The following is a 210-nucleotide window of genomic DNA, read 5'->3' as shown; positions in this document are numbered from 1 at the left end:
TCTGTTCCATAGGTGTATGACAAATCATAACCTGCATTCAACGTACCGTTGAACTGCACATTGTTCTGCGTGAGAATCTGACGCTTCGATGTGATACGGTGCATGTTGTCGTAACCCATCGCAAGAGTGTAGCTTGCGGTCTTGTTATCTGCACCAGTATATGTGCCTATTGCGCTTACAAGACGGTAGAGGGCATCGTAAGTATAGTTA

1 pseudogene is annotated in these 210 nt (G+C 45.2%); it reads right to left on the bottom strand.

Annotation, left to right across the window (positions count from 1 at the left end):
• Positions 1 to 210: pseudogene (locus DXA74_RS16830) on the bottom strand (hypothetical protein); the annotation flags it as partial.

This window comes from Bacteroides sp. OF04-15BH, assembly GCF_003477995.1.
GTDB lineage: Bacteria > Bacteroidota > Bacteroidia > Bacteroidales > Bacteroidaceae > Paraprevotella.
Note: the sequence above shows the minus strand (reverse complement) of the source record. Positions and strands in the feature narration are given on the sequence as shown.